This window comes from Clostridium beijerinckii, assembly GCF_036699995.1.
Taxonomy (GTDB): Bacteria; Bacillota; Clostridia; order Clostridiales; family Clostridiaceae; genus Clostridium; species Clostridium helianthi.
Window position 1 is genome coordinate 4371838 of record NZ_CP144906.1, and the last position, 25936, is coordinate 4397773.

20 protein-coding genes are annotated in these 25936 nt (G+C 29.1%); 2 read left to right on the plus strand and 18 right to left on the minus strand.

What is annotated here, in order from left to right:
- Positions 1 to 100: 100 nt before the first annotated feature.
- From PZA12_RS20170 to PZA12_RS20210, 9 genes are all read right to left on the minus strand, one after another.
- Positions 101 to 1288 carry a class I SAM-dependent rRNA methyltransferase gene (locus PZA12_RS20170; protein ID WP_078114652.1) on the minus strand — a complete coding sequence of 396 codons (1188 nt, stop codon included), beginning with the start codon at positions 1286 to 1288 and terminating at the stop codon, positions 101 to 103.
- Between the two features lie 341 nt (positions 1289 to 1629).
- Positions 1630 to 2079 (minus strand): Hsp20/alpha crystallin family protein, encoded by a 450-nt coding sequence (locus PZA12_RS20175; RefSeq protein WP_078114651.1) that lies wholly within the window; start codon positions 2077 to 2079, stop codon positions 1630 to 1632.
- 209 nt (positions 2080 to 2288) lie between these two features.
- The gene (locus PZA12_RS20180; RefSeq protein ID WP_078114650.1) at positions 2289 to 3989 is read right to left on the minus strand and encodes a methyl-accepting chemotaxis protein; all 1701 of its coding nucleotides are present in this window, start codon (positions 3987 to 3989) and stop codon (positions 2289 to 2291) included.
- 441 nt (positions 3990 to 4430) lie between these two features.
- The gene (locus tag PZA12_RS20185; protein ID WP_078114649.1) at positions 4431 to 5804 is read right to left on the minus strand and encodes an MFS transporter; all 1374 of its coding nucleotides are present in this window, start codon (positions 5802 to 5804) and stop codon (positions 4431 to 4433) included.
- 242 nt (positions 5805 to 6046) lie between these two features.
- A complete protein-coding gene (locus PZA12_RS20190) occupies positions 6047 to 7708 on the minus strand; it encodes a glycoside hydrolase family 43 protein (RefSeq protein ID WP_078114648.1) in 1662 nt (553 codons plus the stop codon).
- A 211-nt stretch (positions 7709 to 7919) separates the two neighbouring features.
- Positions 7920 to 9656 (minus strand): dihydroxy-acid dehydratase, encoded by a 1737-nt coding sequence (gene ilvD / locus PZA12_RS20195; RefSeq protein ID WP_078114647.1) that lies wholly within the window; start codon positions 9654 to 9656, stop codon positions 7920 to 7922.
- Positions 9657 to 9721: 65 nt separating this feature from the next.
- Entirely contained in the window at positions 9722 to 10609 is an 888-nt protein-coding gene (locus PZA12_RS20200) for a dihydrodipicolinate synthase family protein (protein WP_078114646.1), read from the minus strand.
- A gap of 84 nt (positions 10610 to 10693) precedes the next feature.
- Positions 10694 to 11461: an IclR family transcriptional regulator gene (locus PZA12_RS20205; RefSeq protein ID WP_078114645.1), complete on the minus strand. Its 768-nt coding sequence runs from the start codon at positions 11459 to 11461 to the stop codon at positions 10694 to 10696.
- A gap of 159 nt (positions 11462 to 11620) precedes the next feature.
- Positions 11621 to 12781, minus strand: coding sequence for a MerR family transcriptional regulator (locus tag PZA12_RS20210; protein WP_171983599.1), 1161 nt, complete (start codon positions 12779 to 12781; stop codon positions 11621 to 11623).
- Positions 12782 to 12970: 189 nt separating this feature from the next.
- Here PZA12_RS20210 and PZA12_RS20215 point away from each other — a divergent pair, with 189 nt between their 5' ends.
- The gene (locus PZA12_RS20215) at positions 12971 to 13792 is read left to right on the plus strand and encodes a FlxA-like family protein (protein ID WP_078114643.1); all 822 of its coding nucleotides are present in this window, start codon (positions 12971 to 12973) and stop codon (positions 13790 to 13792) included.
- Positions 13793 to 13886: 94 nt separating this feature from the next.
- On the opposite strand, the gene PZA12_RS20220 is transcribed toward PZA12_RS20215, so the two are convergent.
- From PZA12_RS20220 to PZA12_RS20240, 5 genes are all read right to left on the minus strand, one after another.
- Complete coding sequence (locus tag PZA12_RS20220; protein ID WP_078114642.1) at positions 13887 to 15062, minus strand: DegT/DnrJ/EryC1/StrS family aminotransferase; 1176 nt, start codon at positions 15060 to 15062, stop codon at positions 13887 to 13889.
- A gap of 402 nt (positions 15063 to 15464) precedes the next feature.
- On the minus strand, positions 15465 to 17180 hold the full coding sequence (locus PZA12_RS20225) for a ribonuclease J (RefSeq protein WP_077841163.1): 1716 nt from the start codon (positions 17178 to 17180) through the stop codon (positions 15465 to 15467).
- 233 nt (positions 17181 to 17413) lie between these two features.
- On the minus strand, positions 17414 to 18184 hold the full coding sequence (locus PZA12_RS20230; protein WP_078114641.1) for a DUF4931 domain-containing protein: 771 nt from the start codon (positions 18182 to 18184) through the stop codon (positions 17414 to 17416).
- 28 nt (positions 18185 to 18212) lie between these two features.
- Positions 18213 to 20186 carry a type I pullulanase gene (gene pulA, locus PZA12_RS20235; RefSeq protein WP_078114640.1) on the minus strand — a complete coding sequence of 658 codons (1974 nt, stop codon included), beginning with the start codon at positions 20184 to 20186 and terminating at the stop codon, positions 18213 to 18215.
- 99 nt (positions 20187 to 20285) lie between these two features.
- A complete protein-coding gene (locus PZA12_RS20240; protein WP_078114639.1) occupies positions 20286 to 21629 on the minus strand; it encodes an alpha-amylase family glycosyl hydrolase in 1344 nt (447 codons plus the stop codon).
- Positions 21630 to 21888: 259 nt separating this feature from the next.
- On the opposite strand from PZA12_RS20240, the gene PZA12_RS20245 reads away from it, so the two are divergent.
- Entirely contained in the window at positions 21889 to 22362 is a 474-nt protein-coding gene (locus tag PZA12_RS20245) for a hypothetical protein (RefSeq protein WP_078114638.1), read from the plus strand.
- A gap of 70 nt (positions 22363 to 22432) precedes the next feature.
- On the opposite strand, the gene PZA12_RS20250 is transcribed toward PZA12_RS20245, so the two are convergent.
- The 4 genes from PZA12_RS20250 to PZA12_RS20265 all read right to left on the minus strand — a co-directional run bounded on the left by PZA12_RS20250 (position 22433) and on the right by PZA12_RS20265 (position 25766).
- Positions 22433 to 23461 (minus strand): alpha/beta fold hydrolase, encoded by a 1029-nt coding sequence (locus PZA12_RS20250; RefSeq protein ID WP_078114637.1) that lies wholly within the window; start codon positions 23459 to 23461, stop codon positions 22433 to 22435.
- A gap of 299 nt (positions 23462 to 23760) precedes the next feature.
- Positions 23761 to 24828 carry an HD-GYP domain-containing protein gene (locus tag PZA12_RS20255; RefSeq protein ID WP_078114635.1) on the minus strand — a complete coding sequence of 356 codons (1068 nt, stop codon included), beginning with the start codon at positions 24826 to 24828 and terminating at the stop codon, positions 23761 to 23763.
- A 345-nt stretch (positions 24829 to 25173) separates the two neighbouring features.
- Entirely contained in the window at positions 25174 to 25302 is a 129-nt protein-coding gene (locus PZA12_RS20260; protein WP_264646316.1) for a hypothetical protein, read from the minus strand.
- A gap of 116 nt (positions 25303 to 25418) precedes the next feature.
- On the minus strand, positions 25419 to 25766 hold the full coding sequence (locus tag PZA12_RS20265; RefSeq protein WP_078114634.1) for an arsenate reductase family protein: 348 nt from the start codon (positions 25764 to 25766) through the stop codon (positions 25419 to 25421).
- Positions 25767 to 25936: the final 170 nt, after the last annotated feature.

Here is a 25936-nt window from a genome sequence, read left to right on the forward strand (position 1 = left end):
ACGCTTCTCTAACTATCTCTTAACTAACTTCTCAACTCATTTCATTTTTGTATAATTATCTTTTTCCTCATTTTATTTGCTAATTTTTTTGTTACTTTCTTTAGTACATTTTTACAATCACAACTTTTAAATAATTTCCCTCAGGAAATTTATCTGTAACTGCAAAATCTTCTGGAAGAGTATGTTCTTCTAGAATTTCATAATTTCTATGTGATTCTTTAAAAGCTTCATCTATAAACTTCTTAAATTTGCCCATATTAAAAGTAGCACAGTTTGTTGAAGCTACAATTACTCCTTCATCTTCTGTTATATCTATAGCTGATTTAACCAATCCTTTATAGTCTTTTGCTGCACTGAATCTATTATCTTTTGATGTCGCAAAGCTTGGCGGATCAAGAATAACCACATCAAATTTTAATTCTTCCTTTTTTGCGCGTTTAAAATATAGGAAAATGTCTTCAACAATTATTTCATGTTTTGTGAAATCAATATTATTTATAGTAAAGTTTTCAGTTGTTTTTTCTAGACTTCGGCTTGCTAAATCAACACTTGTAGTAATAGCACCACCTTTTGCAGCTGCCATTGAAAATGCTCCTGTATATGAAAAAGTATTTAAAACTCTTTTATTATTGGAGTATTTATCTTTGATAGACTTTCTTACTTCCTTTTGGTCCAAAAATACCCCAACCATGGCACCATCATTTAAATAAATTGAGAAATTAACTTTATTTTCTTTAACTATAAGAGGTTCAGGTGCTTTTCTTCCGCAAACATAGCTATCTTCATCTACAACCATGCCATTTTCTTCAAATCTCTTTTTTTCATATATGCCGTCAAAAGAAACTAAGCTTTTTATAGCTTTAATTATATTGTCTTTAAATGTATATATACCTCTGCTATACCAAGTGATGAGATAATATTCATCGAAATAATCAATCGTAAGACCTCCTATTCCGTCACCTTCACCATTAAATACTCTAAATGCAGTCGTGTCTTTTGAATGATAAAACTTCATTCTTTTGGAAAATGCATTTCTAATCTTATCATAGAAAAATTTATAATCCAAATTACTATTTTTACTATTACTTAAAATCCAGCCACAGCCTTTATTTTGTTTTCCATAATACCCCTTTCCTAAGAAAGCCTTTTTTTCATCTATAAGGGTTATGATTTGGCCCTCCTCTTTTAAATCTTTTATATTATCAAAAGCTTCTCCAAGAATTAAAGGATATCCATTTTTATATTTCTTAACAAATTCTTTTTTTACTGTAAGTATTGCTTCTTTCATATATGTATTTACCTTCCCGAAAACTATTGTATTAAATTCTAAATAATTATACCATAAATCTAAACTTGTTAATTACTAATTTAAAATTGCATATTTTATCGTGTACACTATATATTATTGTTTTTTTGCTCCAGATTAGATACTGATTAATTTATACCATATATAATTTCAAATATGCTATAGATTAAATGCTATATCCAACAGAAATAATTAAAGAGATAGTCGAGAACCCACAATAATTGTATGATCCAACTATCTCTTAAATAACTTCTCTATTCATTTCATTTTACTAATATTTGATACATCAAATTCCATATGATATATTTTGTTTAATCTATAAACTATTGAATTAAAATTCTACTATCATCTCTTATAGCTTCGTTTAATTTAGGTAATATAATTTGTAATTCCCCATTTTGAAATTTTGCAGAAATTCTCGATCTATCAACATTCTCAACATGAAAAGCCCTTGATATTTTTCCATAAGTTCTTTCTCTTCTAATATAATTATCTTTTTCTTCATTTATTTCTTCATTTCTAAGAGCAGAAATAATCAAAGTATTGTCTCTATATTCAAGATTTATATCTTCTTTCTTAACACCTGGTAATTCTGCACTAACTAAATATTCATTTTGAGTTTCTCTTATATCAGCATTAAATTTTTGGTTATTTCCAAAACCCAAACTCATTGGCGAAAAGAAATCATCATTGAAAAATCCATTGAAAAAATCTTCAATTGAGCCTCCCTTCTTATCTATTCCGTTAGTTCTAAAAGGTATCAATCCAAACATACTAAGACCTCCTTAAGATATTTATTATTTGTTTTTACAAGTAAATTATAACCAAAAGGTCAAAGAAGGTCAAAATCAGTTTTTGTTCTTTATTTTTTTTCTCTTACTATATATTTCTATAATATTAAATTATCTTTTACTTAATAGTATTTGCTTTTATTTTCTCTAATTTTTTATTGCTTATATATTTTTTCATGATCTCTATTCTTTCACTTTGATTTTAAATCATATTTAGACATCTTTTCAGCTATATTTTGGGCTTGAAGTGATAATTCTTCAGTTGATGCCGCAGTTTCTTGTGCCTTAGCTGTGTTAATCTGTATAACTTCAGAGATTTGGTTAACTCTCGTTGTCATTTTCATTATCTCATTTGTTTGATCTTGTGATGCTAGTGATATTTCGTTGACCAATTTAGCACTATTATCTACATTAACCACTATATTTTGTAATGAATTCGAGGCCTCTTTTGCTAAACCTTCACCTTTTTTAACTGCAAATAAAGAATTTCCTATTAACATATTAGTATTTTTAACTGCATTTGAGCACTGCTCGGCTAAGCTCTTAACTTCATTAGCTACCACCGCAAATCCTTTTCCAGTTTCTCCAGCTCTCGCAGCCTCAATAGCTGCATTCAGCGCCAAAAGGTTTGTTTGTGATGCTATATTTTCTATAGAACTTGTAATCTTTGAAATCTGATCGGAAGATTCAGCAATCTCCTCTATAGATTTCATTAACTCTTCCATTTTGTGATTTCCTTCAGATACAATATTCTTGGTACTTTCCGATACTTTATTAGCTTCCTCTGCATTTTGGGCGTTTATAGTAACTTTAGTTAATATTTCATTAAAATTGTCTAAAAGTTGTTCTATTATACTTGCTTGATTTGTAGCTCCATCTGATAGTTCTTTAGTAATTAGTGATATTTGTTCTGATCTATTTGATGTTAACTCTACCGCCCTGCATATACCATAGAAATCACTATTTAATGTGTTTATAATACTCTCAAGCGACTCTTGTATAGGAATAAAATCGCATTTATATTGCACATTTTTCTCTAACTCTATATCCAAATTTCCAACTGATATTTTTTCTAATATTGTTGTAATATCATCTACATATGAGTCTATCATCTCTATAGCGCTAATCAGATTACTTGCCATCTCCCCCATTTCATCTGTAGATTCATAGCTACTTTCAACTTTGAGATTTCCATATAATAATTCTTCAGATATTTCTTTTATATTATTAATTCCTTTAATAAATATATCTGTCAACACACCGCTTATTGTTGACGTTATTATTAATGTACTGATCATTATGATTATTATAAATCCTAATATTATATTGTTAATTATATCTACCTTATGTAAAAAATTAGATGTTTGTTTTTGAGACTGTTTATATACTTCTATAACTTTATCTGCTATGCCATCTATTTGATAAGAATATGTATTTTCCATTACTGCTAAGGCTGATATCTTCTCTTTCTTATTTATCAATTCCACTATATTACTTCTACTTTTTGCGGCTAATTCTACAGATGAATTAATCTCATCAATTAGTTCATGATCAGGTAGTGTTTCTTTTAAAATTTTAGAATTACTATCAAATTCTTCAACTTCTTCATTTACTAATTCTAAATATTTTTGCTCTTTCTCCACATCTTCCTCAGCTATTGCTTTATAAAGATTTTTATCTATTTTTTGTAGACTAATTCTCATGTTTGATATATTATCTGAAAGTGCATATGATTTCCTATATGACAAATTAGTTTTATAAGAAAACATATATAAAATACTTACTATTATAATCATGCTTATTATTGTAAACATATTGATTATTAAGAATGATTTTTTTATTTTCTTATTTATTGGATCTCCTGATATAAGTTCATGTAATCTTTGGTACATAACTGTTTCCCCCCGAATAATAAAATACATTTTTCCTTTTGATAATCATGATTGATTTATCTTTCTGGCTAATTAATCACCGAAATTAATGATGGTATGAGTATTAATTGCATTATTTTTTCTTTTTACTATTTAATTGATAATGAATTTCATTTACTATTATATCAACTTATGTACCAAATTCAAGACATATATGAAAAAATATGAAATTTAAATGATTCTATAATTTTTTATAACATGAAAAACCTCGCTATAAATTTGATATCTATAGCGAGTTTTCCCTTTTACTAATAATTGGACATTTCTATTATTTTATATAGGCTGACAACATTTCATGTGCTTATCCAAACACATCTATGAATCTTTAAAACATAACAATTACTTTTACACAAATATTTTCCCTCAACTCCTAGTCTTATATATAGAATAAATTTTCATAAATTATACTCTTGTATTTAATTCACTCAATACTCTTTTATGTTCTTTTTCATCTAAGTTATAGAAGAATATTGCAACAAGTTCAATGATTACAAATATTACTGGAATTGCAGTCATTGTGATTAAAATACCATGTAATGCTGTAGCAGTTTGAGCATGATTTGCAACGTAACCGAATTTCGCTAAAATTAATCCTGGAACAATTCCTCCAATTGCCATACCAAACTTAAAGAAAAATCCAACTAACGCGTAAATAACACCACTTGCACGTTTGCCTGTCTTATATTGTCCATAATCAATAGTTTCAGGAATTAGCGCCCATGTGAAGGCACCTGCAGTAATAGTTCCTAATGCTGCGATTAGTCGTCCTGCAAATACAAGTGGAACCATTGTTGCAGGAATAACAAATAAAGCTATTAACCCAATTGCTTTTAAAGATAAAGCAGTAAATAGTAATTTTTTCTTTCCCATCCATTTATACATTGATGGCATTAACGGCATAAGTATTAATGCTGGGAGAGTTCCCATTAGACCATACCATTTTACTAAATCTGGCCTTGCAACATTATAAGTAACGTAATAAATTCCAACAGAATTAACGATTGAGTTAACGCCAAAATTAAGAATGAAAAAAAGACATATGATAACTAGTGGACGATTTGACTTTAATTGAATAAAAATATCTTTAACATTAATTTTTGCATCTTCGGAATGATCAATTCGGACACGCTCTTGAGTATTCAAGAAGCAATATATTAGTAGAAGTGCACCTAAAATCCCCATTATTGACATGGTAATTTGCCATCCTGTGCTTGTTTTTCCAGTCATATTTGTAAATATTCCAGCTAAAAGAGGTACACCAAAAGAAACAATTAATCCCCCGGTATTTGAAAATAACATTCTAATAGATGTCAAGCTAACAACTTCCTTGTTATCTTGAGTGATCGCTGAAGTAAGTGCTGCATAAGGAATGTTAACTACTGAATAAGTTACTGATAATAGTATATAAGTAACATAAGCATATACTAATTTTATAGGATCTGAAAATGCTGGAGTGGTAAAACAAAGGATAGCTACTCCTGCAAAGGGAAAAGCACCATATAAGATATATGGACGAAACCTTCCGTATTTTGTATTCGTTTTATCCACTACTGTCCCAATTAGTGGATCCATTACAGCATCAAACAGTCTTACTATCAGAAACATGAATCCAGCTGCTGCAGCGGAAATTCCAAAAACGTCTGTATAGAAGAATAGTAAATAACTACTTACTGTTTGATAAATAAAGTTACAAGCTAAATCTCCTGTGGCATAACCCACCTTTTCTTTCATAGTAATTTTTTCAGAAATCTTAGATGTTACTTGACTGATATTCATTTAAAATCCATCCTCCATTTTTAATTTATAAGATTTTTGTTCATACACTTTTATAAAATTTTGTATTCTCTAAATAGCTATCCTCCTTATAATTTAGTATTTATATAGTCGGTTGCGGAATTCCGCAACCTTTGACTAGTGCAATATTTTGAAAATCATATATTTATAACTCATTTTGATAAAAACACAAAACAAATCGTTTACCTTTATCTGTTTAGTAAGTGATTCATATTTTAATAAAGCTATATTAGATTCTCTTTATACATAAAATAATGAAAATCAGCCGATTTATTATTTCCGCTAACATCCTGACAGTGCATCCCTACAAATGCTCCTGTAAAGCAGGCTCCTCCACCTACATAGTCATCTGATAATTTTTTAGATTCAAAACTTATAGGTATCTCCTTCCATTCCACCCCATCAAATGAATAAAAGAACTTATATTCTTCAACTCTAACTTCTACTTTAAAGTGTACATATTCAACACTTTCTGGCACTGGAATCATATTTTGAGCTAGCGGTTGTGAAAATTCAAAGTTATCGCAAGAAATAATATCAATTACTCTTCCTTTTTCTTCATTCCAAGTTACATCAATTGTTGTCCAATTTTCTGTATTGTAATAACATACAAGCCCAGCCGATTGCTGAAAAGCATCTGGATTGAATGACACACTTGTTGCCGCATCAAAGTTAAAAGATTGCCACCTTCTAGCAACTAAAGCCTGTGTAAATTTAGATATTAATGATTCTTTTCCGTATAATCTCATATTTCCTGGCTTTTCTGTTAAGGACATTATATCTTCAGTCAATGGAATACGTAGTGATTGAAAATTAATGTTCAATTTATCATCGTCAAAATGATCTAATTCCTTAAAGCTAGGTTCCCATTTTACTTCTTTCATATTAGGAGCATCAATTTCTATTGAACCTTCTTTTCCACCTACTACATATGGCCATCCATCAATCCACTCAAGCTTTTGGATAGCTGTTTCTCTTCCAAGTGGACAATACCCTCTTGGCGCTGTATGTGGAAGTGGTTTTCCTGTTTCTTTATCATATCCTCTCACTTCAGTGCCAGGAACTTCATCTGATGGAAGTGGCCTTCCGGTTAAATGAACTAAATACCATTCATCAGTATGAGTGTGTACAATAGATGCATGCCCACATTTTTGTAATTCATTTCTAGGCTTGTCCCACGCGGTAAGAATAGGATTATCCGGATGTACTTCATAAGGTCCTTCTATATTTTTAGAACGCGCTATTGTTGCAGCATGCTCATATTTAGTTCCACCTTCAGCCGTTAAAAGATAGTAATAATCACCAATCTGATATAAGTGAGGCCCTTCTGTTAATTTAAGATCTGTACCCTTAAAAATTAGTTTAGATTCTCCAATTAATTTTTCTCCTTCTGGAGAATATTCTTGCATTACAATACCTGCAAATCTATGATTGTATACCCTATTATCAAACAGCATATTCAATAAATACTTTTTCCCATTTTTATCATGGAATAAAGAAGGATCAAAACCTGAACCGTTTAACTTAACTGGTTCACTCCAATCTCCATCAATAGTTTCACAAGTAACCAAATAATTGTAGCAATCTTTCCAAATTCCTTTTGTAACTTTTACATCTGTATAGATTAGCCAAAATTTATTGTCACTATAGCTTAAACAAGGAGCCCATATACCACCCGAATCAGCATTTCCTTTCATATCAAGTTGTGAGATTCTATTTAGAGGGTGAGCAACTAAATTCCAATTAATTAAATCTTTAGAATGATAAATTTGTACTCCAGGGAACCATTCAAAAGTGGATACTGCAATATAATAGTCCTCACCTACCCTGCAAATACTTGGGTCTGGATTAAATCCTCTTAATATTGGATTTTTAATTTTCATTATTAACTTCTCTCCTTTAACTAATTAAATATTTATTTATATTTTTTATCTAAATCATAAAAATTAATAAACTTCTGATATAATTCCATTTGTCATAAGTGTTCCTACCTGTAAATAGACTTTGATTTTTAACTTTCCCCTATAAAATTCAGATCTTTTATGCTAAATCAATCTTTCATCAATAATCGTTTACAAAATACTTATTATTGTATAATTACTCTAAATAAGCGCCCTTCATTGCTGATACAGCTCCCCTTGTATAACGTCCAAATATCCCTCTTCTTGGTTCTGTTTTAGGAATACTCCAATTTGCTTTTCGTTCTTCTAATATTTTATCTATCTCTTCCAATTCATATAATTTTCCCTTGACTCCAACAATATTTAACTTTCGTCCCTTTATATCAAGCTCAATTAAATCTCCATCTTTTACTAACGCAATTGGCCCTCCTGTTGCTGCTTCAGGAGATATATGTCCAACACATGGTCCTCTTGTAGCTCCTGAAAAGCGCCCATCCGTTAATAAAACTGTTGATCCATTTAATCTGCTATCACATACTATAGCCTCTGTTGTCATAAGCATCTCTGGCATTCCAGATCCCCTTGGCCCTTCATATCGTATAATCAAGACTTCTCCTGGATTAATCTTGTCTTCAATTACAGCATTATGACAATCTTCTTCACAATCGAATACTCTTGCAGCTCCCACATGATACATCATATTTTCTGATACTGCTGCATATTTTATAACTGCACCCTCTGGAGCTAAATTACCTTTCAAAACTGCAATAGATCCCATTTCCTTTGTTGTCTCAACTGGTTTTATTAACTGCTCACGATTCAATCCATAATTATGAAGATACCCTTCTATTCTGTCAAAGAAACCATCATTTTTTATATCCTCAAGATTTTCTCTTAGGGTCTTACCTGTTACTGTTAGTACATCTAAATTTAAATAATCCTTTAACAACCACTGCACCATAGGAATACCACCAGCAAACCAAAAGGCTTCAGTTGGATACTCTCCACTAGGATATATGTTTCCTATATGTGGGATCTTATGATTGATCTCATCGAATAGTTCTGGCTTTAATTCTATGTCCAGTTCATGAGCTATAGCTGGAAGGTGCAGCATTGCATTAGTTGATCCACCTATAGCTGCATGGACAACAATTGCATTATAAAATGCTTCTGGCGTAAGTATATCCTTTGTAGTAATATTAGCTTTAACTAAATTCATAATTTGCTTACCAGCTTTTCTAGCCATAGCTGTTATATCTCGCATTGTTGCTGGTGCAAGTGCACTTCCTGATAAAGCTAAACCCAATGCTTCAGCCATACACTGCATAGTGCTTGCAGTGCCAAGAAATTGGCAGGCTCCTACAGACGGACAGCCAGTCAACTTAAAATCACGAACTTCTTGAGCTGTTATAGCATCTTTTTTCTTTTCTCTTAATGAAATATCTCCAGCTTTAATAGATGTAGACATATATGGTGCGGGTCTCATACTTCCACCAGGAACAAATATAGCTGGCATATCCATACGTGCGGCTGCTTTTAGGTGAGCTGGAATCGATTTATCGCATGAAGAAATTAAAACCATTCCATCCCATGAAACAAATGATCCATGGATTTCCACCATATCTGCAATAACCTCCCTTGAAGCTAATACAAAATTCATTCCATTGTGCCCTTGAGCACATCCATCACAAACATCAGTAACGTGAAATTGTCCTGGACGCCCTCCTTTTTCATACACACCAATACTTACTTGATGTGTTAATCCCATAAGATGAGAACTTCCTGGATGGCTATCCCCAAATACATCATCAATAAGTATTTGAGGTTTTTTTATGTCTTCCTCATCCCAATCCATTCCCATTTGAAGTGAATCAAATTGTGACCAAAGCTTACGCTCTGGAATACTTTTGGGTATTATAGAATTCTCTAACATTAGAAATCTCCTTTCAAAAATTAATTACTTTAAATATTTAGTATAATCTAGACATAATCATCTATTTATTTCTCAATAATTTCTTGTATTTTCTTTTTTATATCATCATTTATTTTAATATTATAATTTCTGATAGATGTATTCATATCTAACTTTAAAGATATATTAACTGCTTCTTTTAGTCCCACTATAAATGGATTTGTCAAATCATATAATTCAGTCAATCTATTTATTTTATCTTGGAGTATAAATAATTTTTCAAAGTCTTTATCTAAAACGGCTTTATACGTATCTATAAATAATTTCGCATTTACATTGGTTAATCCGCCTATAATGCCGTCTCCTCCAGATAATAAATTAGGTATTAAGTATTCATCAAATCCAGAAATTACGCAGAAATCTTTACGAACTTTCTTAACTTTTTGGACGAACCTTCTAATATTGCTAATAGAATCTGTAGTATCTTTAATTCCAACAATATTATTAAATTCATTTGCTAATCTTAACACTAATTCATATGATACGTTTACAGATGTCCTAGCAGGAAAATTATAAATTATAATAGGTAATTCTGTATTCTTAGCTATTATTGAGTAATATTCGTATATATAATTTTCATCTAAACCAAAAAAATATGGAGTTATAATTAAAGCAGCATCTGCTTTTACATCACTTGCACATTTATTTAATTCAATAACTTCTTCTATATTGTTATCTCCAGTCCCAACTATTAATTTTGTTCTTCCATTTATAACTTTAGATACAAACTTAATATAATCTTTTTTTTCTTCTAAAGAAGAAAAATTAAAAAATTCTCCAATTGATCCTAATATGACAATTCCATTTACTTCGTCTTTTATTAATTTCTCAATCAAAATCTCTAAACTTTTCTTATCAATCTTCCCTTCTTCATTGAAAATAGTCACTATTGGTGTATAAATTCCTTTAAACATAAAGCCTCCTTGTGTTTCATATTTGAAACACCATTCTATATATTGATTATTTTTTTGAGATGATTGCTAAAATCATCTCAAAAATTAAAATAAACTTTCTTTTTTATATCCTAATTTTTTTGAAATATCCAGTGCAACTTTAGTTATAAGTTCTGCACACACTCCAATACGCTCATCATTAATTTTCATCTTTAACGTAGAAATGGATACTGCTGCTATTGCTTGACCCATCCTATTATATATAGGCACAGCTATACAAAATAGTCCTTCCTCATTTTCCTCATCAGAAATAGAGTATCCTCTTTCTCTAATTAAATCTAAATTTTCCATTAAGCATTCTTTATTAGTTATTGTACTTTTAGTTTTAGGAATAAATGTAATCTGTTCAAAGTAATTATTTAATTGCACACTATTATAAGTTGCTAAAATAGCCTTACCTAAACTTGTTGAATACATTGATGTTCTAGATCCCAAATTACCAGTTGTTCTTAAAGTACCTTTTGACTCATGCTTATCTAAATATACAAGTTCATTATCATTTACTACTGCTAAAAATACTGTTTCTCCAATATCATTAGACAACTTTTCCAAAAAAGTACTAGATATCTTAGTTAATTCCATCTTATTTAAATATAAGCTTCCAAGTTCAAAGACTCCTACCCCTAATTCATAACTCTTCAGTTTCATGTTTTCTATTGATAGAAACTTTTCACTTACCAATGCATTAACTATATTAAATACACTGGTCTTAGGTATATTAAGATATTTACTTATTTCAGCAATTGTTACAGGTTCATCACTTTGCCCAACAAACCTTAAAATTTCTATTCCTCTTAGAATTGCAGTGTTCAAAAAACTCACCCCACTGTTCCATATATAAAACGCCATTCCATTTATCGTATTCATTATATATTGTGCTATTCTTTCTGTCAATCTCATAATTGAATAAAATTAATATATTATCCATTAATTCTTTTCTAATACATTCTCTACTTTAAAATCTAAATATTCTTATTTCATTGCTTTAAACATACATATTTTAGTTGTTATTGATATATCTCCATTCTTTTTAATATATTCTTCTAAATATTTCGTAAATTCTTTTTTCTTTTCACCAACAAGTATTGAACTTCCTTGAATAGTTGAAGCTTTATAGGACACTACTGGTTCAGCCTTATCTACTATTATTTTACCATCTAAAATTTCAACATCTACTTTATGAAAATATTTTTCGAGCATTCCTCTGCCGTGTTCTAGGTCAAATCTTTCTGAATAACCATTGTTATCTAACCCAGAATTAGGCGCAAAACTTTCTGAAAGTCTATTTAATTCCTTCATAGAATTACAAGAATTAGCTGTCACATAAAATACACCATTAGGCTTTAGTACTCTTTGTATCTCAGCTAAAGCCTTTTCTATATCTGGAACAAAGTAAATCATATGTTGAGCGATGATTATATCAAAAGTTTCATCATTATAAGGTATTTCTTCAGCATTAATTTCTTCATACTGAAAATCATGATATACATCTTTTAATCTATTTCTTGCGATTCTAATCATACTTCTAGAAAAATCAGATATTGTAATATTTAAAGTATTCTCTATATAATCTTTATTCTTAAACCAAAGCTTTCCTGTTCCACATCCAAGTTCCAATACATTTGCGTTTGGTGAGAAACTTATCTGATTAAAACACCATTTGTCAAAATCTATTTTATTTACATTATAGCTATGAAGATTACTTCTAATATTTAAGTTCTTATCTGTTTTATATTGTTCCCTAACCCTACTTTCCATATTAGTTACTTTTATGATATCAATCAGATTACTCGCATCTAGAAAACCATTTTTCTTTGCTGTATTTTGTGCTTTATTAAAAACATCAATTACGGCCTCAATATGTTTCTTCTTTTCTTCCAAAGCTTTCTTTTGAATGCTTATCATATTCTCTAGGTTTTCTCCACTTTCATGTAATATATGACTTATTTCATTTAGCGACAACCCAATGAATTTTAAGGTTGTAATCTGCTGAAGCTTTAATAAGTCTTCTTCACAGTAAATTCTATATCCAGAATCAGTTTTTTCACTAGGCTTAAGTAATCCAATTTTGTCATAATGAAGTAATGTTTTCACTGTTACTCCTGATTTTTTAGCAAATTCACCAATTTTCAATTCATTTCCCTCCATAACATTATTCTAATCCATTACCTTAGGATATAGTCAACCCTAATTTTAAAGAGATACTATCTTTCATAACCTTTCCTATAAATTTTAATTAATATTATTAACTGTTTTATATGTTATGCCCTTATCTTTTCCCATATAATTCCGATAAAATAATTGAAGGAGGAAGAATTAACAATGAGCAGTATAACTATAAATTCAAATCGAGCCAACTTATTCAGAAATCTTAATATTAATTCAACCAATGACAAAAATAAAAATGTTGTTAATGGTAATTCTAGTATTGCTAATAAACAAGATAAAAAAGAAAGCGGTTTGATGCAAAATCTTCTAAAGCAAAAACAAGAACTTAAAGAAGAAAAACAAGCATTGATGGCTAAAGAAATGGATGCAAAAGAGAAAAAAGCTAAAATGGATGAATTAAATCAAAAAATAAAAGATGTTGATTCTCAGATTCAACAGCTAAAGATTCAAGAAAAGCAAGAAGAACTTCAAAAGAAACAAGATGAAATTTCAAAGAAAAAAGCTAAAGAAGAAACGTCTAACAAAGATGATAATAAAACCAAAGGCGACGTAATAATTTCTGCTAGCTTAGGTGAACTTATTAAGATTAGTGGCTCACAAAAAACTATACATTTACTAAAGGATAGTAAAAACAGGCAAAAAGTAGAAGCTGAATATATACAACCAAATAATATCGAAAACAGCTACGATAACAATCGTTTATCGCAAATAGGCGCAAGCATAGCCAATATAAACATGACTATTTCTAAAAGGATTGGAGACATAAATAAAAGTGCTGAACGCATTCAAGCTAAAACAGAACTAGCTCTTAAACAAATCAACGATAAAGATGACAATAAGTTAAATGAAGAAACAAAAGACATAGATAATAATACTAATAAATTAGATAAAAGTTCAAAAGATAAAACTAATAGTAAATTGGATACAGAACCTAATAATAATCCATATAATAAAACTACCGAGACTATAGCTTAACTTCTAAAAAACATATTAAGATATTGCATCAGATTCAAAAAAATATAAGACAGCCCGCCTCATTGTATGGGCTGTTTTATATTCATAAAAATAATTATAATAATTCTTTTACTACTTTTATAACTTCTTTTGCTATATATTCAGCATCTTCTAACGATAATGTAGTATACACTGGAAGTGTAATTTCATTTTCATATTGTGCATAAGCATTTGGATAATCTTTAATATCATACCCAAGGTTTTTATATAGAGTTAACATAGGAAGCGGTTTGTAATGAACGTTTGTTGCTATTCCTATATCTGCTAACTTTTGAATAGCTTCGTTTCTCTTTTTCTCATTAAATCCTTTAACTCTATAAAGATATAAGTGATATGATGTCTCAGTTCCATTTTCATCTTTTGTAAATGGAATTATTGAAAATTCTTCTTTTGATAAAATATCACTGTATATCTTAAATATTTGTCTTCTCTTTTCCAACATTTTCTCGTATCTTTTTAATTGAACTAAACCTATGGCTGCCCCTATATCTGTCAAATTACACTTAAGTCCATCATTTATAATGTCATATTCCCATGCACCCGCTTTTAGCTTACTTAGAGCATCCTTTGATTGTCCATGCATGGCAGTAAATCTCATATATTTGAGTAAATCCTCATGATCACCAAAGTGATTGTCATTAAATGTAACGGCTCCACCTTCTCCTGTGGTTAGATTTTTAACTGCATGAAACGAGAATGAGTGAAAATCACATTGAGATCCAACTGGTTTACCTTTGTATTTAGCACCAAAAGAGTGTGCTGAATCGCAAAGTATTATAATATCTTCTCTGTTTTTATCCTTCAAAACTTTCTTTAAAGCATCATAATCAAACGGTACTCCTGCAATATCCACTGGCATAATTACTCTTGTTTTATCTGTAATCTTATCAGCAATTTTATCTATATCCATTTCAAAAGTATCTTTTTTAACATCAACATATATAGGTTTAATCCCTCTATGAATACCAACGCTTGAAGTAGCAGTATATGTATATGGAGTGGAAATAATTTCATCCCCCTCTTTTATATCAAATACTTTAAGCACTAGTTCCATTGCAGCAGTCGCACTATTTAATGCTAATGCTTTATTAACATTTAGATAATTTTGTATTCCTTCCTCAAATTCTGCAAGTTTTGGTCCAGAAGTAATCCAACCTGATCTTAATACATTACCTACCGCTTCTATTTCTTCTTCAGTTATATCTGGTGGTGAAAATGGTATCTTTTTCATACAATTCATCCTCTCTAATTTAAGCACAAAATTTTAATATATATGTTGCAATCCATAATGCACATTTCACAATTTACAATTACGGCTAAAATTCTTTCAATATTTTTATAATTATGATGAAGAATTATTTTGTAACATATATATAATAGAATGTCTAAAAGTAATTTATAGGAAATAACTTTTATATTAGACTCTCTTTTATATTATTATAAACTCCACCCTTAGGTAAGAGTCAAGTTAAAAATATTTATCTTAGAATAATAAATAAACCACCATTTTCAGCTAGTCTATTTATAAACTAGTTTTTTCTAAAAATAGGTGGTTATTTAATTAAGAAGCCTTTCTATATGCAATAATAACTTTTAACTATTTATTATATCTGCTTTTTATTGAACTATGTAATTATAATTCAACAATTACTGGTAATATCATTGGCTTTCTCTTCATCTTTGTATAAACAAAATTATCAACTTCTCTTCTTATTCCATTCTTTATTTCTGCCCATTGAGTTATGTTTCTATCTAAGCATTTTTCTACAACGTTGGTAACTATGTTTCTAACTTCGTCTATTAATTCCTCAGAGTTTCTTACATATACGAAACCTCTTGATACTATATCTGGACCAGATATTATGATTTTATTTCTTATGTCTATAGCTATAACCACTGTAATTATACCATTTTCCGCCAAATTCTTCCTATCTCTAAGAACCATACTTCCTATATCACCGACACCCATACCATCTACAAGAACTCTTCCAAATGGCACTTTTCCTGATACCTTTCCAGCAGCTCTAGTTAATTCAAAAACATCACCATTTTCTAAAATAAATGTCCTAGATTTGTCTACTCCCATACTTTCTGCTATTTTAGCATGAGTAATTAAATGCTTATACTCACCATGAACTGGTATAAAAAATTTAGGTTTTAATAAAGCTTGAATTAGCCTTAATTCTTGTTCACAAGCATGCCCTGAAACATGTATATCTTCTATTGATTTATATATTACATTGGCACCCTTCTTTATTAGATCATTTATTAAATTAGATACCGCCTTCTCATTACCAGGTATAGGACTTGCAGATATAATAACCATATCGCCTTCTATTATTTGTATATGCCTATGTGTTGATGCAGCTATTCTCGACAATCCTGCCATGGACTCTCCCTGACTTCCAGTTGTAACAATGGTTAGCTTATCATCTGGGTAATTCTTTATTTCATCTAGACTTATTATCATATCTTCTGGTATAAATAAATATCCAAGTTCCATAGCAACTTCAGATATATTTTCCATGCTTCTACCACTAAAAGCTATTTTTCTGTTATATTTTATTGAACAATCACTAATTTGTTGTAATCTATGAACATTTGATGCAAATGTAGATACTATAATTCTACCAGTAGCCCTACTGAAAAGATTTTCTAGTGTTTCTCCAACTGTTTTTTCAGACATAGTGTAGCCTTTATGAAGGGCGTTAGTGCTATCTGCCATTAAGAGAAGTACACCTTTCTTGCCCAATTGAGCATACCTTTGTAAGTCCATAACCTTCCCATCTATTGGCGTAAAATCCACTTTAAAATCACCACTATGAACAATAACTCCTATTGGGGTATGCAACGCAATAGAACAGCTATCAGGTATACTGTGGTTATTCCTTATATATTCAATTTTTATTTGCTCTAATTTTATTAGTTCTCCCGGTTCAACAACATTTAATGTACAATCACTAAGCATAGTATGCTCTTTTAATTTACCTTCTATTAATCCAAGTGTTAATCTAGTTCCATATATAGGAACATTAATTTGCTTTAATACATATGGTAGTCCTCCAATGTGATCTTCATGTCCATGGGTGATAAAGATACCTTTAACTTTATCCTTATTTTTAATTAAATATGCTACATCTGGAATTACTATATCAATTCCATATAAATCTTCATCCGGGAATGCTAATCCACAATCTATAACTATTATTTCATTATCGTATTCAAAAGCAGTCATATTTTTTCCTATTTCACCAAGTCCACCTAATGGGATTATCTTCAGTGGAATTTGTTTAGATTTTGTTTTTTTATTAATTTTAGTTTCACTAATTCCAATTTCATTATTCTCCATATCATCACACCTCAAAAGTTTTTATTCTATGCTTTAATTATTTGCAATTAACTTTAAATATATAAGCGAACTTTAAAATTTATTTTAACCTAAAAAGTAGCACTATAATTTCAAAATTATAATGCTATTTTTTATAGTTATATTCGTCTTTAAATTTCATTAAATTATTTCAATATTAGGCCCATAAATTATATTAATATATTGAATATGCATGGAATAATGTCTTAATATTTTTACTGAAAATACATTGCTTTTAATTTATCAGCTATTTCATTTTCACAACTTGATATTTGTCTGATTCCATATCCAAGAAGCAATGGTGAACTGCTGAATCTTGGCATGACCTTACATAAAATTTTATTTTTTATATGATAGAAAAATATATTAAAACTATCGCATTTCACAAAATAATTATTTAAAAGGTAATGAACTACCTTTCTAAGATTATATGCCAACTCATTTAACGCATATAAATCATCACTTATAATTATATTAAATTCAGTAAATCCATTAAATGGTTTATGTGATAGATTAACTAAACAATTATTACTTTTATGAATTTCTATTCCTTCAAAATAATCATCTTTTATATTTAATTTATAATCAATATCATCAAGACCTACTATCTGCATATGAGGATGTTTTAGGCTTCCACCAGAATTGGGGCCATGGTTTTTATAAAATATTACTGATTTATATTCTCCGCTTGCCTCTATTCTTAACCAATGTTTAACACTAAATCTTATTAAATCCTCCATATACTCTGCAGAATACTGTCCCATATCAGTATTACAATTATACGTTTCTATAATGACTAATTGATAAGTATCTTTTATAGTCGGATACTTATTTTTTAGTAATACAAATGGCCCGTCTTCATCAATAACATCTGTAAGTGTTTCTCTATTACAAAACGGACATTCCTTTATATTTATTTTTTTAAATTCATTTGGTTTATCCTTATTAATTTCATTTAAAAATACTAAATACTTATCGTTTCCCATTTATATCACCAAAAACCTTCCATCAAAATCATTTTTTAATTAATACATGTGCACACTTTGAAGGAACAGTTATACTATTACCCTCTATAGCGTAAATTTCATCTACTCCAGCTCTTTCCTTATTAACAAGGACGCTCCATCCACATTCTTTTAAATCTATAAATGCTTCCTCATCATTTGGATTAAATATTACAACTATAGTATTACACAAATTTTTCTCACTATTATCTTCAATCTTATATGCAACAACATTTTCTTTGTAGAAATCCTCTCCATACTCTAAAAATGTTAAATTCCTTCTAATTTCTTCGCTTAAATTCATTCTGAACGCTTTATATTTTTTTCTTAATTTAATCAGACCTTTATAGTAATTTACAATTTCTTTATATTCAAAAACTCTATCCCACTCTAAATTATTTACGCTATCAGGAGCATTATAACTATCATGACTAAAGCTTCCATCGTCATTTTTCTTAGTCCTTAAAAATTCTTCTCCCGCTTGAAAGAAAGGTATACCTTGAGACGTTAAAACTATAGCCGCTGCTAACTTGTTCATATTCTTACGTTTTTCTAGCGAAGATTCACTGTTAGTTAAATATAGTTTATCCCATAATGTATAATTATCATGAGCTGAAATGTAATTTATACATTGATAAGGCTCATTTGCCCATGCAAAGCGTGAGTATATGACTTTATCATAGTTAATACCTTGTTTACCAATAGCTCCTACAATACAGAATTTAATACTTTCTTCAAGTCCTGTTCTACCATTTACATATCCTTTTTCATTTATGTTAAACACATGTCCTTTAACAGAATCTCTAGTATCATCACTGAATGCTGCAATCTGCATTTTATCAAATTTCACTATATTTTGCTTTACTGATGACTCTTCACTACTTAATGGAGTCCAGCCTCCAGTCCAGCCTTCACCATACATAAGTATAGATGCATCAATCTTATCTAACTCAGCTCTAATTTGCCTCATAGTTTCAATATCATGTAAACCCATTAAATCAAATCTAAATCCATCTATATGATATTCCTTAGCCCAATAAATTACTGAATCAACAATAAGTTTTCTTACCATATATCGTTCTGAAGCTAATTCATTGCCACAACCCGATCCATTTGAGAAATTTCCACTTTGATCCTGTCTATAATAATATCCTGGTACTGCCAGATTAAGATTAGATTCATGACTTTTATAGGTATGATTATAAACCATATCCATAACAACTCGAAGTCCAGCTTCATGAATGCTTTTAACCATTTCCTTAAATTCTCTAATTCTCTTTTCTCCGCTAAAAGGATTTGTTGAATACGATCCTTCTGGAGCAAAATAATTTTTTGGATCATATCCCCAATTATATTGTGGCACATCTAGTTTACTTTCGTCAACAGTTTCATAATCAAATGCTGGAAGTAAATGAACATGAGTTATTCCCAATTCCATCAAATAATCTATTCCTGTCTTTGTATATTTTCCTGGAATTGTAGTCCCATGCTCACAAAACGCAGTATACTTTCCTTTTTTGCTTGAGCTTATTCCTGAATTCTCATTTATTGAAAAATCTCTTACATGAACCTCGTATATTACAGCTGACGTTGCAGAGTTTAGCTCTGGTTTTCTATCTTTATCAAAATCTATCGGATCTGTTTTTTTAAGATCTATTACCATTCCCCTGTTTCCATTAACCCCAAGGGATTTTGCATATGGATCTACAACTTCTCTTTCATTTCCACTATTAATTATTAAGTAATTGTAAAATTCACCTTCAAGATCTCTTTTGACCTCTATGTTCCAAGTTCCTTGTACTCCTCGATTCATGTCTAATATTTCTTCTGGTGCATTTGTATAATTCTTTTCATCCTTTCCAAACAACGCTAATCGAACATTATTTGCATTTGGTGCCCAAACTATAAATTTTGTACTATCTTTAGAATATTCTGCACCAAGATTCCCATCATAGTTATTGTAATCATTATCTAATAAATTCATTATATTATTACCCCTTTTACTAGTTTTATTAAATGTTTTGCAGACAAATAATATTTACCCTATCTATATATTCTTAAATTCTAGTAGATTATCTCCACATTACTTTCTTAATTCTGTTATTATTTTACCTGAAAATGCTGGGACCACTATCCTGGTTTCATTAGCATTAATCACTATTTTATTTTCATCTAATAAATCAATACCTTTTTCAAAGGGTAACCTAAATTCTAGAACACTTTCCTTATCAGATAAATTTAATATTACACAAACTCTATCATTATCAGTATTTCTAGAAAATATGAATTGTTCATTCTTAACAACAACTTGTTCATAATCCCCATATTTTAAAGCTTCACTATTAATTCTAATATTACCTAACTTTTTAATTAATTCAAATAACTTATCATCTTGTTCATCTATTTTTCCAAATTCTAATTCTGGTCTTAAAGGTAAGTCTGTACCATTTCCTTTAACTCCCTTAAGACCATATTCACTCCCATAATATAGACTTGGCACACCAGGCATTGTATAAAGCAATATATATGAATTATATATATATTCTGGCTTTTTTAGTGTACTTGCTAGTCTGTTAACATCATGGTTATCAACAAAGTTATATAAACATAGATTTTTATAAATTCCACCTGGACCAAATAATCTATTTAATGAATATGCAATTTCAAAATAGTTTTTATCGTTATGACTTGAATAAATTCCCTTATAACATTCATAATTTGTCACAGAATCTAAACTTTCAGCATTAGCCCATCTGTTATAGTCTCCATGAATAACCTCACCCATTAGCCAAAAATCCTTCTTCTTTCCTTCTACAAATGTCTTTAAAACTTTAAAAAACTCAAAATCAATGCTATCAGCTGCATCTAATCTTAACCCATCTATATCAAATTCATCTATCCATGTACTTACAGCCTGTAACAAATGATTTCTAACTTCTTCATTCTTCAAATTAAGTTTGACTAAATCATAACAGCCATTCCAACTCTGATAATTAAATTCATCCCCCATTGGACTTTTGCTATTGAAATTTAAATCTGCAAACCAGCTACAATACTTAGAATTTACTCCATTTATCTGAACATCTTTAAATGCCCAAAATTCTCTTCCTACATGATTAAATACCCCATCTAGAATTATTCTTATATCATTTTTGTGTAACTGCTCACATACTTCTTTAAAATCCTCATTAGTTCCAAGTCTTTCATCAACTTTGTAGTAATCCTTGGTGTCATAACCATGATAACTCGACTGAAAAATTGGTGAAAAATAAACAGCATTAATTCTCATTTCCTTTAAATGAGGTATCCATTTTTCAATTTTGCTTAGCCTATTTTTTTTGTCATATATTTTACCTGGTTCTAAAACACCACAAAATCCAAGTGTATAGAATTGATAAAATATACTTTCTCTAATCCATAAATTCATAATCTCATCCCCTTTAGTTTATAACATTATACCACTTTGACGCCATTTTTTTACATCACCTGTTTATAAATTAATAAACCTGATTTTTAGGAGTCCCTATATTTATATCCTTCCTAATTATATAAAAACTCTCCATATTTAGAAATACATATTGGAAGTTTATATATTTTATTTCTATAATAAGAAAATTTATATAAATATTATTATTATTTTTGTCACATACTAGGTATTGAAATTAAATATCTACGGAGGTATAAAAATGAATACAAAAGCTATAAAATACATAACAACTTTCTTATTGGCAATAAATTGCCTAACATTTCTTCCTAAACCAACAGTTGCAAGTGCAGCTTCTTATTCACTTGGCGGCTTAAAGATTTCAACTTACTATGCTCATAAAGATAAATCTAATGGTTTTAATGTGTTTGGAGAGGAAAATTACAAATATCTTTCTGCTAAACAAAAAAAAGAATTACTTGAATTAAAGAAATGTAAAGCTAAGGGTCAGGATCTTTCAGAAGAGCAACAGAAAACTCTACATTCACTTATAGATTGTGTCATCAAAGGAAAACTTGGAGATAAGGACTATGTAGATTTTAAAAGTTTAGTTGAAAAAAAACGTTCTAATGAGAATTTAACAGATGAAGAAAATGAACGATTAAAGGATTATACAGATATTATTAACGGTAACAAACTTTCAACGAAAGATATACTTAGTCAATTTCTAAGATGATATATATCTTATGCTTATAAAAGAACAAACTCTAATTGATAGAATTTGTTCTTTTAACGTTATATTATTATTAAATGCTATTTTCGTAGAATGACAACACCCTATAAAAAAAAGAAAAGGCTATTTCATCTCTTTCAAAATACGATTCATGCTTAGAGCCTTTCATATGAACCACCTTACAATCTTTAGCATAATGCGCAAATCTATTCTGTGCTTTGGGAATAACATGTGTATCATATTCAGCTTGAAATAATAGTATTGGTACCATTATTTTTGATATATTCTTCCTTCTAATTAATTCTTTAGTTGCTTTTAAACTTTCGATATACCATAAAGCTGATGATCCACCGCTATGATAATTATCATTCTTTTTAATCTTTTCCAAAAGATATTGATATCGTTCCTTACAACTAGTCGATCTACTGTAAAAATCCTTCTTTTCAACATATGGCTTCTGGCCTGGAAGATATGAATTTCCTTTTCCACAAACCTTCATTGCTTTAGAAATAATATTTGCTAAAATCTTAGGTGCTTTCCCAGTATTAATTTCATGCATTGGTGAACTTAATACTGACGCACTAAAATAATTATTATATTTCTCTAAAAAAACAGTACCTATACATCCTCCCATAGAATGTGCGAATAATAGCAACTTCTTATTACTACTATCCGGAATAACAATTTCATCTATAAACTTTTTGAAATCTTCTACATAATAATCAAAGTTTTCAACACTAATCTGATAATTATCCATCCCCAGTCTTTGTGATCTACCATGTCCTCTATGTTCAAGAATAAAAACAGAGTAGTTTTCCTTTATAAAATAATAAATTAGTTCATTGTATTTTTCAGTAAATTCTCCAAATCCATGACAAATAACTATATTAGCTTTTGGCTTCTTTACAATGAATTTTTCGTAATAAAGCTTTAAGTCATTTGCTCCTAGAATATAGCCACTTTCTAAATTCTTCTTTAGATAAGGTTCAACTATATTTATCATTTTTTCCTTATAATTATCTTGCGAAATATATATTTCAAGATACTTATCCTTAAAATTTGAGTATGAAGATGCTGTTAATGCTAAGTTATCTTCATTCATAATCTTCCCCTCCCCAACTACAAAATTTTGGAATCAAAATTTATCTTAACTATTAATATAAATCACTTCTTTTAAATCTATTATAATTTCAAGTTAAAATATAGATTAATTTATAAATTTACATACAAAAATAAGGCAACTATTTTAAATAAAATTTACTTATTAGAAATTTTTTAAAACAACTACCTTATTATATACTATTTATCACATTTTTATTTTAAATTTATTTATTTCTAGTTAATTTGTATTAATTTCTAACCATATTTTAGTAATAGTACAAAATCTATAAACTTTCTATTTTACAATAATATCTCTTTAATATATAATTTTTTTTCTTTTTCTAAATCTATAAACTCTTCGCCCTTCAAAATCAAAGGCTTTTCTAGATTATTTACATTCATTTGTATTATCTTGCATTTTTCATTTGTATTTAATAATACCTCTTCACCTGTGTAATAATCTATAACATGCTCTAAAAATATCTTTACATATTCGTAATCTAGTTTTCCTAAACTTTCGTTTTTAACTATTTGCAGTGCTTCAAATGGAAGCCTTTTCTTCTTATATCCTCTATCAGAATTAATTGCATCAAATACATCAGCTATGGCAATTATTTTTGCAAAAGGATGTATAGCCTCACCCTTTAACCCAAGTGGGTATCCAGAACCATCTAATCTTTCATGATGCATCAATACCCCATAGCTCACAGCCTTGTCCAAAAACGAAAGTTCTTTTATTACCATATATCCTTTCTGAGCGTGGGTTTTTATTGTATTAAATTCATTTTGTGTTAATCCTACTTCTTTCATTAGTAATTCTCTTGCTATTTTTGTTTTTCCAAAATCATGAAGAATTGCTGAATATACTAATAAATTTAATTTTGCCTTTTCTAATCCTGTCCATTTTCCTATAAGCGCACTTAGTGCTGCTACATTTACTCCATGTCTATATATTGAATCTGTTCCACTTCCATAAAGAACTATATTCTTTATAACTAAACTACCTGGCTGTATCTCATTTTGAATTTTTCTAGAAAATTCCCTCACTTCGTTTAGAGCTTCTTCATTGTTATTGATAAGTTGTCTAAAAGTTTTTCTTAATGCTAAAGAAATTTCATTAAATTCATTTTCAATCTTTTTATATTGTGTCTCTTTCTTTAATTCTATTTCACTGCTTTTTGCAGCTGTATTTTCACAATATATCTCTACATTTCCGATAACATATAACTTTTTTATTTTTTCTATAATTTGTTGAGTTACTGAAATATCTTTTTTAAGTAGTATACTTCCATTTTGCTCTAAATTTTTTGCTATTACCATTCCTTCTTTTAACTGGTTAAAGCCTATTACTTTTGTATTCTTCTCCATAATACTCACACCCATCATATAACAAATTTTATGCCTCTAAGTATAGACAGAATATATATCTATCTCCATAACCTAAAAATTAAAAATCCCCTAATTAAATATATAAAAACCATAATAATATATAAGTAAGATTATATTAAGCTTATAAAACAATATTCGAGTAAAAATTTATTTATTATTTATATTATTCTATATCTTTTATATTTTGTCAAAATAAGTTTTAATTTATTTTGAATTCTAGTATTTCCATAACAAGGAGAAAATATAGACATATAATATAAGGATGAAATTTGACTTCCATCCTTACATTATATCTCTTCTAACGAGACTCTGTTTATACAAACATTATTCTATAGGAGATGCTTTCTTATTCCCAGTCTTAGCTTTTCCTTGTATCTCTATTGGAACATCTTTTACATCATTTTTTTTAGGTTTATTTCTTGGTTCTGGTCTAATCATTCCTTCTTTTGCCATAACTACTCATATCCTTTCTAAAATAATCTCAATTTTAGTATTCTAAAAAAATTCTATAGTATACATGGCATCAAATAGAAACTGCTGTTATAGTGGCATCGTCTTCAAAAACTATTTTAGTTATTTTCCATCCATCTATTCCATTCTTCTGCTTTATATCCAACTGTTGCTTCTTTACCATTTCTTACTATAGGAGTATTTATAACTTTTTGATTTTTTAATAATAATTCAGCCTTAATCTCTGCACTTCGTATATTATTAAAGTTTAATTTTACGTATTCCTTTGCCTTCGTATTTATTAATTCATTAATGCTCACTGCTTTAATTATGCTATTAAATTCACCTTTGCTCATAGGTTTTTCATTTAAATCGATAAACTGAAATTTTATATTTCTTTCTTTAAAAAATCTTTCTGCTTTTTTAGTATCAAAGCATTTTTTAGTTCCAAATATTTGTATATTCATAAATTCATTTCACCTATTTTCATTTTAATTTTCTTTAAGTCGCCTTACACAATACTCCAATCTATTGCAACTATACTTTGACTTTATATTGTGTATTAACAATTTAAAATTCGCATTATAACAAAAGAAAATCCTTACTCTTAATTATACACTAATTACTAGCATATCAT

Excerpts from the sequence above, each read along its gene's own strand:
- PZA12_RS20265 (WP_078114634.1), bottom strand. The coding sequence starts at position 25,766 with ATGAATATACAAATATTTGGAACTAAAAAATGCTTTGATACTAAAAAA.
- PZA12_RS20255 (WP_078114635.1), bottom strand. The coding sequence starts at position 24,828 with ATGGAGAAGAATACAAAAGTAATAGGCTTTAACCAGTTAAAAGAAGGA.
- PZA12_RS20250 (WP_078114637.1), bottom strand. The coding sequence starts at position 23,461 with ATGAATGAAGATAACTTAGCATTAACAGCATCTTCATACTCAAATTTT.
- PZA12_RS20260 (WP_264646316.1), bottom strand. The coding sequence starts at position 25,302 with ATGGCAAAAGAAGGAATGATTAGACCAGAACCAAGAAATAAACCTAAA.
- PZA12_RS20185 (WP_078114649.1), bottom strand. The coding sequence starts at position 5,804 with ATGAATATCAGTCAAGTAACATCTAAGATTTCTGAAAAAATTACTATG.
- PZA12_RS20230 (WP_078114641.1), bottom strand. The coding sequence starts at position 18,184 with ATGGGAAACGATAAGTATTTAGTATTTTTAAATGAAATTAATAAGGAT.
- PZA12_RS20215 (WP_078114643.1), top strand. The coding sequence starts at position 12,971 with ATGAGCAGTATAACTATAAATTCAAATCGAGCCAACTTATTCAGAAAT.
- PZA12_RS20220 (WP_078114642.1), bottom strand. The coding sequence starts at position 15,062 with ATGAAAAAGATACCATTTTCACCACCAGATATAACTGAAGAAGAAATA.
- PZA12_RS20245 (WP_078114638.1), top strand. The coding sequence starts at position 21,889 with ATGAATACAAAAGCTATAAAATACATAACAACTTTCTTATTGGCAATA.
- PZA12_RS20240 (WP_078114639.1), bottom strand. The coding sequence starts at position 21,629 with ATGAATTTATGGATTAGAGAAAGTATATTTTATCAATTCTATACACTT.
- PZA12_RS20175 (WP_078114651.1), bottom strand. The coding sequence starts at position 2,079 with ATGTTTGGATTGATACCTTTTAGAACTAACGGAATAGATAAGAAGGGA.
- PZA12_RS20200 (WP_078114646.1), bottom strand. The coding sequence starts at position 10,609 with ATGTTTAAAGGAATTTATACACCAATAGTGACTATTTTCAATGAAGAA.
- ilvD (WP_078114647.1), bottom strand. The coding sequence starts at position 9,656 with ATGTTAGAGAATTCTATAATACCCAAAAGTATTCCAGAGCGTAAGCTT.
- pulA (WP_078114640.1), bottom strand. The coding sequence starts at position 20,186 with ATGAATTTATTAGATAATGATTACAATAACTATGATGGGAATCTTGGT.
- PZA12_RS20170 (WP_078114652.1), bottom strand. The coding sequence starts at position 1,288 with ATGAAAGAAGCAATACTTACAGTAAAAAAAGAATTTGTTAAGAAATAT.
- PZA12_RS20225 (WP_077841163.1), bottom strand. The coding sequence starts at position 17,180 with ATGGAGAATAATGAAATTGGAATTAGTGAAACTAAAATTAATAAAAAA.
- PZA12_RS20180 (WP_078114650.1), bottom strand. The coding sequence starts at position 3,989 with ATGTACCAAAGATTACATGAACTTATATCAGGAGATCCAATAAATAAG.